This is a genomic window from Corynebacterium kalidii (assembly GCF_022869005.1).
Lineage (GTDB): Bacteria > Actinomycetota > Actinomycetes > Mycobacteriales > Mycobacteriaceae > Corynebacterium > Corynebacterium kalidii.
Genome location: NZ_JALIEA010000002.1, coordinates 1 through 8,056, shown reverse-complemented (window position 1 = coordinate 8,056; position 8,056 = coordinate 1). Strand labels below are relative to the sequence as shown.

Annotated in this window: 1 protein-coding gene and 3 rRNA genes; 3 read left to right on the top strand and 1 reads right to left on the bottom strand. The window is 58.7% G+C overall.

Features of this window, described 5'->3' with window-relative positions:
- Positions 1 to 175: 175 nt before the first annotated feature.
- The 3 genes from MUN33_RS00035 (at position 176) to rrf (ending at position 5,353) form a co-directional block, all read left to right on the top strand.
- Positions 176 to 1,691 (top strand): 16S ribosomal RNA (locus tag MUN33_RS00035).
- 347 nt (positions 1,692 to 2,038) lie between these two features.
- Positions 2,039 to 5,110: ribosomal RNA gene (locus tag MUN33_RS00030) — 23S ribosomal RNA — on the top strand.
- Positions 5,111 to 5,236: 126 nt separating this feature from the next.
- Positions 5,237 to 5,353: ribosomal RNA gene (gene rrf / locus MUN33_RS00025) — 5S ribosomal RNA — on the top strand.
- Together the 16S, 23S and 5S rRNA genes form the textbook arrangement of a ribosomal RNA operon.
- A 1,002-nt stretch (positions 5,354 to 6,355) precedes the next feature.
- Here rrf and MUN33_RS14185 read toward each other — a convergent pair.
- Complete coding sequence (locus MUN33_RS14185; RefSeq protein ID WP_369414907.1) at positions 6,356 to 6,751, bottom strand: transposase; 396 nt, start codon at positions 6,749 to 6,751, stop codon at positions 6,356 to 6,358.
- Between the last annotated feature and the right edge of the window lie 1,305 nt (positions 6,752 to 8,056).

Sequence of the window (8,056 nt, the reverse complement as noted above, 5' to 3'; positions counted from 1 at the left end):
TGATTGCTTGTTAAATATCGTTCTTTTCTTATTGTGCTGCTGGTTGGTGTTGATGTTTGTCGGCTCGTGCCACCCCCCGTGGTGCGGGTTGATGTTGATTGACATTTTTTGTCAGTAGTTCAGTATATTTTTTTGTTTGCCAGTATGTTCAGGCTTTTTGTAGGGCTGATATGCTTTTATGGAGAGTTTGATCCTGGCTCAGGACGAACGCTGGCGGCGTGCTTAACACATGCAAGTCGAACGGAAAGGCCCTGCTTGCAGGGTACTCGAGTGGCGAACGGGTGAGTAACACGTGGGTGATCTGCCCTGCACTTCGGGATAAGCCTGGGAAACTGGGTCTAATACCGGATAGGACCATCGTTTAGTGTCGGTGGTGGAAAGTTTTTCGGTGCAGGATGAGCCCGCGGCCTATCAGCTTGTTGGTGGGGTAATGGCCTACCAAGGCGTCGACGGGTAGCCGGCCTGAGAGGGTGGACGGCCACATTGGGACTGAGACACGGCCCAGACTCCTACGGGAGGCAGCAGTGGGGAATATTGCACAATGGGCGCAAGCCTGATGCAGCGACGCCGCGTGGGGGATGAAGGCCTTCGGGTTGTAAACTCCTTTCAGCAGGGACGAAGCTTTTGTGACGGTACCTGCAGAAGAAGCACCGGCTAACTACGTGCCAGCAGCCGCGGTAATACGTAGGGTGCGAGCGTTGTCCGGAATTACTGGGCGTAAAGAGCTCGTAGGTGGTTTGTCGCGTCGTCTGTGAAATTCCGGGGCTTAACTCCGGGCGTGCAGGCGATACGGGCATAACTTGAGTGCTGTAGGGGAGACTGGAATTCCTGGTGTAGCGGTGAAATGCGCAGATATCAGGAGGAACACCGATGGCGAAGGCAGGTCTCTGGGCAGTTACTGACGCTGAGGAGCGAAAGCATGGGTAGCGAACAGGATTAGATACCCTGGTAGTCCATGCCGTAAACGGTGGGCGCTAGGTGTGGGGGTCTTCCACGACTTCTGTGCCGTAGCTAACGCATTAAGCGCCCCGCCTGGGGAGTACGGCCGCAAGGCTAAAACTCAAAGGAATTGACGGGGGCCCGCACAAGCGGCGGAGCATGTGGATTAATTCGATGCAACGCGAAGAACCTTACCTGGGCTTGACATATGCAGGATTGGCACAGAGATGTGTTGTCCCTTGTGGTCTGTATACAGGTGGTGCATGGTTGTCGTCAGCTCGTGTCGTGAGATGTTGGGTTAAGTCCCGCAACGAGCGCAACCCTTGTCTTGTGTTGCCAGCACGTTATGGTGGGGACTCGCGAGAGACTGCCGGGGTTAACTCGGAGGAAGGTGGGGATGACGTCAAATCATCATGCCCCTTATGTCCAGGGCTTCACACATGCTACAATGGTCGGTACAGTGGGTTGCGATGCCGTGAGGTGGAGCTAATCCCTTAAAGCCGGTCTCAGTTCGGATTGGAGTCTGCAACTCGACTCCATGAAGTCGGAGTCGCTAGTAATCGCAGATCAGCAATGCTGCGGTGAATACGTTCCCGGGCCTTGTACACACCGCCCGTCACGTCATGAAAGTTGGTAACACCCGAAGCCAGTGGCCCAAACTCGTTAGGGAGCTGTCGAAGGTGGGATCGGCGATTGGGACGAAGTCGTAACAAGGTAGCCGTACCGGAAGGTGCGGCTGGATCACCTCCTTTCTAAGGAGCTTTTTGGTTGCAGGCCTTTCTTGCCTGCCTGTCACTGTGTTGTGGTGGGTGGGGGTTTGCGTAGTCTGCGTGTTGAATCCGGGTGGAGATCATTGCCGGGTCATCGTTTGTTTGTCGCACAGCTTTTGTGTGGTGTGGTGGGGAGTGCTTGGGTTTGTTGCGTTGTTGGGTGTCTGGGGCAGCATGCTCCTAGTGTGTGGGCATCTTCTTGTCTGTTGGCTGCGCCTGTGTGGTGTGGTTGGTGGGTGTGGGTGTCGTGTTGTTTGAGAACTGTATAGTGGACGCGAGTATCTTCTTTATTTTATGCAATTTTGTAGAGTCATCTTTTGTTTGTTTTAGTGTTGTCTGTGAAGGGCGCACGGTGGATGCCTTGGCACAATGAGCCGATGAAGGACGTGAGAGGCTGCGAAATGCCTCGGGGAGTTGCCAACTGAGCGTTGATCCGAGGATGTCCGAATGGGGAAACCCGGCCGTGGTTATGCGCGGTCACCCGCTGGTGAATGTATAGCTGGTGTGGAGGGAACGCGGGGAAGTGAAACATCTCAGTACCCGTAGGAGAAGAAAACAATAGTGATTCCGTGAGTAGCGGCGAGCGAAATCGGATGTGGCTAAACCTTGTGTGTGTGATACCTGGCAGGGGTTGCATGTGGGGTGTTGTGGGGTCTTGTGTGGTGGGTCTGTCAGCCTGCCGCCTGTGTGTGTGGTGTTAGCGGAAGTGGTTTGGAATGGCCTGCCGTAGACGGTGAGAGTCCGGTACGTGAAAGCATCATGCATGTGGGTTGCAAGTGTCCCCGAGTAGCAGCGGGCTCGTGGAATCTGCTGTGAATCTGCCGGGACCACCCGGTAAGCCTGAATACTTGTTGTGACCGATAGCGGATTAGTACCGTGAGGGAATGGTGAAAAGTACCCCGGGAGGGGAGTGAAATAGTACCTGAAACCGTGTGCCTACAATCCGTCAGAGCCTCCTTGTGGGGTGATGGCGTGCCTTTTGAAGAATGAGCCTGCGAGTCAGCGGCACGTCGCGAGGTTAACCCGTGTGGGGTAGTCGTAGCGAAAGCGAATACTAACTAGTGTGTTGTTAGTGGCGTGTCCTGGACCCGAAGCGGGGTGATCTACCCATGGCCAGTGTGAAGCGACGGTAAGACGTCGTGGAGGCGCGAACCCACTTAGGTTGAAAACTGAGGGGATGAGTTGTGGGTAGGGGTGAAAGGCCAATCAAACTCCGTGATAGCTGGTTCTCCCCGAAATGCATTTAGGTGCAGCGTCGTGTGTTTCTTGCCGGAGGTAGAGCTACTGGTTGGTTTAGCGGGACTACCATCTTAGCGACATCAGCCAAACTCCGAATGCCGGTAAGTGAGAGCGCGGCAGTGAGACTGCGGGGGATAAGCTTCGTAGTCGAGAGGGAAACAGCCCAGATCGCCGGCTAAGGCCCCTAAGGGTGTACTAAGTGGAAAAGGATGTGGGATCGCGAAGACAGCCAGGAGGTTGGCTTAGAAGCAGCCATCCTTGAAAGAGTGCGTAATAGCTCACTGGTCGAGTGGTCCTGCGCCGACAATGTAGTGGGGCTCAAGTACACCGCCGAAGCCGCGGAGCTCACCTTTTGGTGGGTTGGTAGGGGAGCGTCGTGTGGCGAGTGAAGGTGCGGGGTGACCCAGTGCTGGACGCTATGCGAGTGAGAATGCAGGCATGAGTAGCGAATGATGAGTGAGAACCTCATCCGCCGGATGACCAAGGGTTCCTGGGTCAAGTTAATCTTCCCAGGGTGAGTCGGGGCCTAAGGCGAGGCCGACAGGCGTAGTCGATGGATAACGGGTTGATATTCCCGTACCCGTGTGTGTGCGACCATGGTGAATCAGCGATACTAACCGCCCTGAAGCGTGTGGTGGCCTACTTTGTGGGTTGCTGTGTGTGGATGCGTGGGACCTGAGTTGGTAGTAGCCAAGTGATGGGGTGACGCAGGAAGGTAGCCGAGCCACTTATTGGATTGTGGTGTAAGCGTGTGGCCCGAATCCTAGGTAAATCCGGGGTTCATTGTGGGTGAGGCGTGATGCGTACCCGTTTGCGGGGATGTTGGTGATCCTATGCTGTCGAGAAAAGCCTCTAGCGATGTGCACATTCGGCCCGTACCCCAAACCGACACAGGTGGTCAGGTAGAGAATACTAAGGCGATCGGGTGAACTGTGGTTAAGGAACTCGGCAAAATGCCCCCGTAACTTCGGGAGAAGGGGGGCCCGTGCTGGTGAAGGCTTTTTCGGCTGGAGCTGGTGTGGGTCGCAGAGGATAGAGGGAAGCGACTGTTTACTAAAAACACAGGTCCGTGCGAAGACGGTAAGTCGATGTATACGGACTGACGCCTGCCCGGTGCTGGAAGGTTAAGAGGACCTGTTAGGTGTTTTCACCGAAGCGGAGAATTTAAGCCCCAGTAAACGGCGGTGGTAACTATAACCATCCTAAGGTAGCGAAATTCCTTGTCGGGTAAGTTCCGACCTGCACGAATGGCGTAACGACTTCCCTGCTGTCTCAACCACAGGCCCGGCGAAATTGCAGTACGAGTAAAGATGCTCGTTACGCGCGGCAGGACGAAAAGACCCCGGGACCTTCACTATAGCTTGGTATTGGTGTTCGGTTCGGTTTGTGTAGGATAGGTGGGAGACTGTGAAGCGGTCACGCTAGTGGTTGTGGAGTCGTTGTTGAAATACCACTCTGATCGTGCTGGATATCTGAACCTCGGCCCATGATCTGGGTTAGGGACAGTGCCTGGTGGGTAGTTTAACTGGGGCGGTTGCCTCCCAAAGAGTAACGGAGGCGCCCAAAGGTTCCCTCAGCCTGGTTGGTAATCAGGTGTTGAGTGTAAGTGCACAAGGGAGCTTGACTGTGAGACTGACAGGTCGAGCAGGTACGAAAGTAGGGACTAGTGATCCGGCACCGGCTTGTGGAAGCGGTGTCGCTCAACGGATAAAAGGTACCCCGGGGATAACAGGCTGATCTTCCCCAAGAGTCCATATCGACGGGATGGTTTGGCACCTCGATGTCGGCTCGTCGCATCCTGGGGCTGGAGTTGGTCCCAAGGGTTGGGCTGTTCGCCCATTAAAGCGGCACGCGAGCTGGGTTTAGAACGTCGTGAGACAGTTCGGTCTCTATCCGCCGTGCGCGTTGAAACTTGAGAAAGGCTGACCCTAGTACGAGAGGACCGGGTTGGACATACCTCTGGTGGGCCAGTTGTCACGCCCGTGGCATGGCTGGTTGGCTACGTATGGGAGGGATAACCGCTGAAAGCATCTAAGCGGGAAGCCTGTTTCGAGATGAGGTTTCGTTTGAGGTTCCCTGTAGACGACGGGGTTGATAGGCCGGATCTGGACAGCATGTGAGTGTTGGAGGTGACCGGTACTAATTGACCGAGGATGACATTATTGTAATGGCTTGAAGTTGGCTTGTTGCGTAAGTTGTTGGTATTCGCGTTCATTGTGCAGTGTCTGGAACGGCACAGCACACCACTTGGTTTGTCGGGTGGGTGTGTGTTTTGTTCTTGTGTTTTTGTCGGTGGTTTTAGCGGCGGGGTCACGCCCGGTCCCTTTCCGAACCCGGAAGCTAAGCCTGCCTGCGCCGATGGTACTGCACCTGGGAGGGTGTGGGAGAGTAGGTCGCCGCCGGCATTGTTCTTTTGTGTGGTGTGTGGTTGCAGCAATCGTTGTGGTTGTTGTGGTCACACACCACTTTTTTATGCCCGTTTCCGGTTGGGGGTGTTTGGGGCGCACCACCGCGAGGCCGACGCGTCGCGGATGTCCGGGAGGGGCCGGAGCATTGTTTCGTCGGGTCGACGGCGCATACTGCTGGTGGCAGGTGGACCGCTGCCCCGCGGCTCGGCGGGTGCGATCGTGGTCTTCGATGGCCGTGGGCGATGTCCACAGGCTCGTCGGAGATCTGTGTGTTTCGCTGGCCCTCGCCCTCACCGTTCCAACCGTCCGGAGGGGACCGGAGGTGGAGCTCATGCGCCTGGTTCAGCGACGGAATTGGGGCGAATAGCTGTCCGGTCGCTATTCGAGTGATGTCCTAGACCGTCTCTCTTAAAGGCGCGAGCCGGGCAACGACGGCCGACTGAACTGCGCCGGCGGGATCCTTCTTCCGGTCAGTGACCTGGTCGATCTCTTCGGGGATGGGTGTCCTGATACCCCCGGGACCGTAGATACTCCCGTAGATGCTCCCGGGTGCCCTTGGTTGGGCAGGCCCTATCGGCCAGCGCCGCATCCGGAGTGGTGCGTGGTCCGGCACCACCGCCCCGGGACACCCGGATGTCATCGACGACCTCACGCAGGACGGCACCGTCTTGCGGTGCCCGCCGGTGACCACGATCGACAACGGCCGGCCGGCACCATCGACTCCGGCATGGATCCTGGTGCTCAGGCCTCCCGGTGCCCGGCAGGTTCAGTCGGGCAGCAGCCCTGAGCGCCCTAATTCGTGTAATTCGCCTGCGCCCCCCTGCGTGCAGCTCGGGCGTGGCCGTGTCCGTGCCGTCCTGGTGGGGCACGGTTGATTGTCGCATCCACTGGCACCGTCCAGTCAATCTCACTGGCGGCACCAGTGTCAGCGAGGATTCTGACCAGCGCCGTGTCGCAGGTGCCGTCGGCGGTGTAGCGGCGGTGGCGTTTCCGCACGGACTACCATGCGCTGAAGTAGTCGGGTAGGTCACGCCAGGCGGTAGCGGTCCGGTATCGGTAGATGACGCCTCCGGCGACCAGGCGGTTGTCGCGAAACGCTCGCCCCTGGTGGCCGTCCGAGGAGGGCAGGAGTGGTTCGATGCGGGCCCACCGGGCGTCAGTGAACAGGTGGAGGGATTGTCCGTCCTTGCTGTCCAGGGTGTCATCTCCCGGATCGACTTTTTGAGAGACATGCCCTAGTGGGGCGGCCTGTTGGAGAGGGGCGGATACCGAGGACACCTTCTGACTATCAACCCCGTCCTGGGACTGCTCCCGGCCCCCGCGTGATCGGTGCACCGGGGAGGTGGGGGAGGGGACAGCCTGCGTCGGCGATCGGGGACCGAAGGCTATTCGCATCGCGGCGTTCTCTGTGAAGTGTGTCGTCGTTAGCGAGGGGAGTGCATGACCCGCAACGGATGGGGCGGGCGTCCCGAGGTACCCGTCCCTGCTTGCGGGGAACGGGCCCCACAATTCACAGAACCGAGGCACCGCAGAGAAGGTCCGGGTTTCAGTTGGTCCGGGGCGCAGCGTGTGCGGCTCCTTTGGACAGACGGGTAATGCGGAGTGCACCCCGGGGATGCTGCTGCCGTTCTCCTCGAGGTTGGCGTCGGGCATAGTGGAAGCTGGCGTCCTGCAGTCGGTGCCCGCCCCAGCCGACAGAACCAGGATAGGGATGCACCTCGGCGGGAAGCGCGGGATAGGGATGCGGGGCTTTACCCCAGGGCGGGGTACGGACCGTGGGGGTCGGCGGTCGGGCGGTCTCGTATCCCCGACGGAACCCGTCGGGGAACCAGGGTGTTGCCCGTTTCTGGAGCTGTCTACGACTGTCGATGCGGACACCGGATCGACGTTCTCGCCGTTCCCAGCATCCCTGGGGACGGAGTGACGAGGCATCTACGCGGAGCGCTGACGCCGGTATGGGACAGGAGCGGAGCTGCTCCGGTGGGACACGACTACCCACTGGTGCAGTCGGCCCGGTGGTCGTCGACCGGTAGACAGAAGATTTCGACGGAGTTGAGTGCAGATGTTGGCCCCTCCCCGTCGGGACATTGGCCCGCGTTGGCACGACGGGGTGCGTCCAGGCCATCAGCGATGCAGTATGTGTGCAGGGGAGGGGCGCAGGGTGCGGGAACGAGGAGGGCCGTGAATAAGACTGTAGGCGGATCCACGTCCCACAGGTGGAGCTCTATGAGGTGTGGTGCGATGGGCGGGGCATGGGAACTCACCCTCATGGGGCCGCGATGCCCCGAGGACAAGGACGAATCCGTTGTTCAACCGGCAGGATGCGCGGGTGCTCACCAACGCCATGCGTCGCGTCACCAACCGAGACGAATCCGGGGAACGGCTGCCGCACACGAGGAGGCCCGGGATCCCAGAGTGGTCGGACGTGGCACGGCTCCACGAGGGACCGGCATACGGGATAGCTGGATTCCAGGTGACCTGTCCATGAACGGCGACGGCGCCGCCGGAGTAAGGGGCATACCGTCGCGGATCCGGACCGATTTCGGAAGACGCGGCTCTGACCTGGTGTTTTGCGTGTCGGGAGGGTGCTGTGTAGATTAATCCGGGTCAGCGAGACGCCGGGACAGTGTCCGGGTGGTGCTGGTGCAGGGTGCAGGTTGTCGTCGGGTGTTTACCGGCGGGTTGCTTGTTGGCAATGTG

What these genes read in the sequence shown, in the direction of transcription:
- MUN33_RS14185 (WP_369414907.1), bottom strand. Translation starts at nt 6,751, where the DNA reads ATGCGAATAGCCTTCGGTCCCCGATCGCCGACGCAGGCTGTCCCCTCC.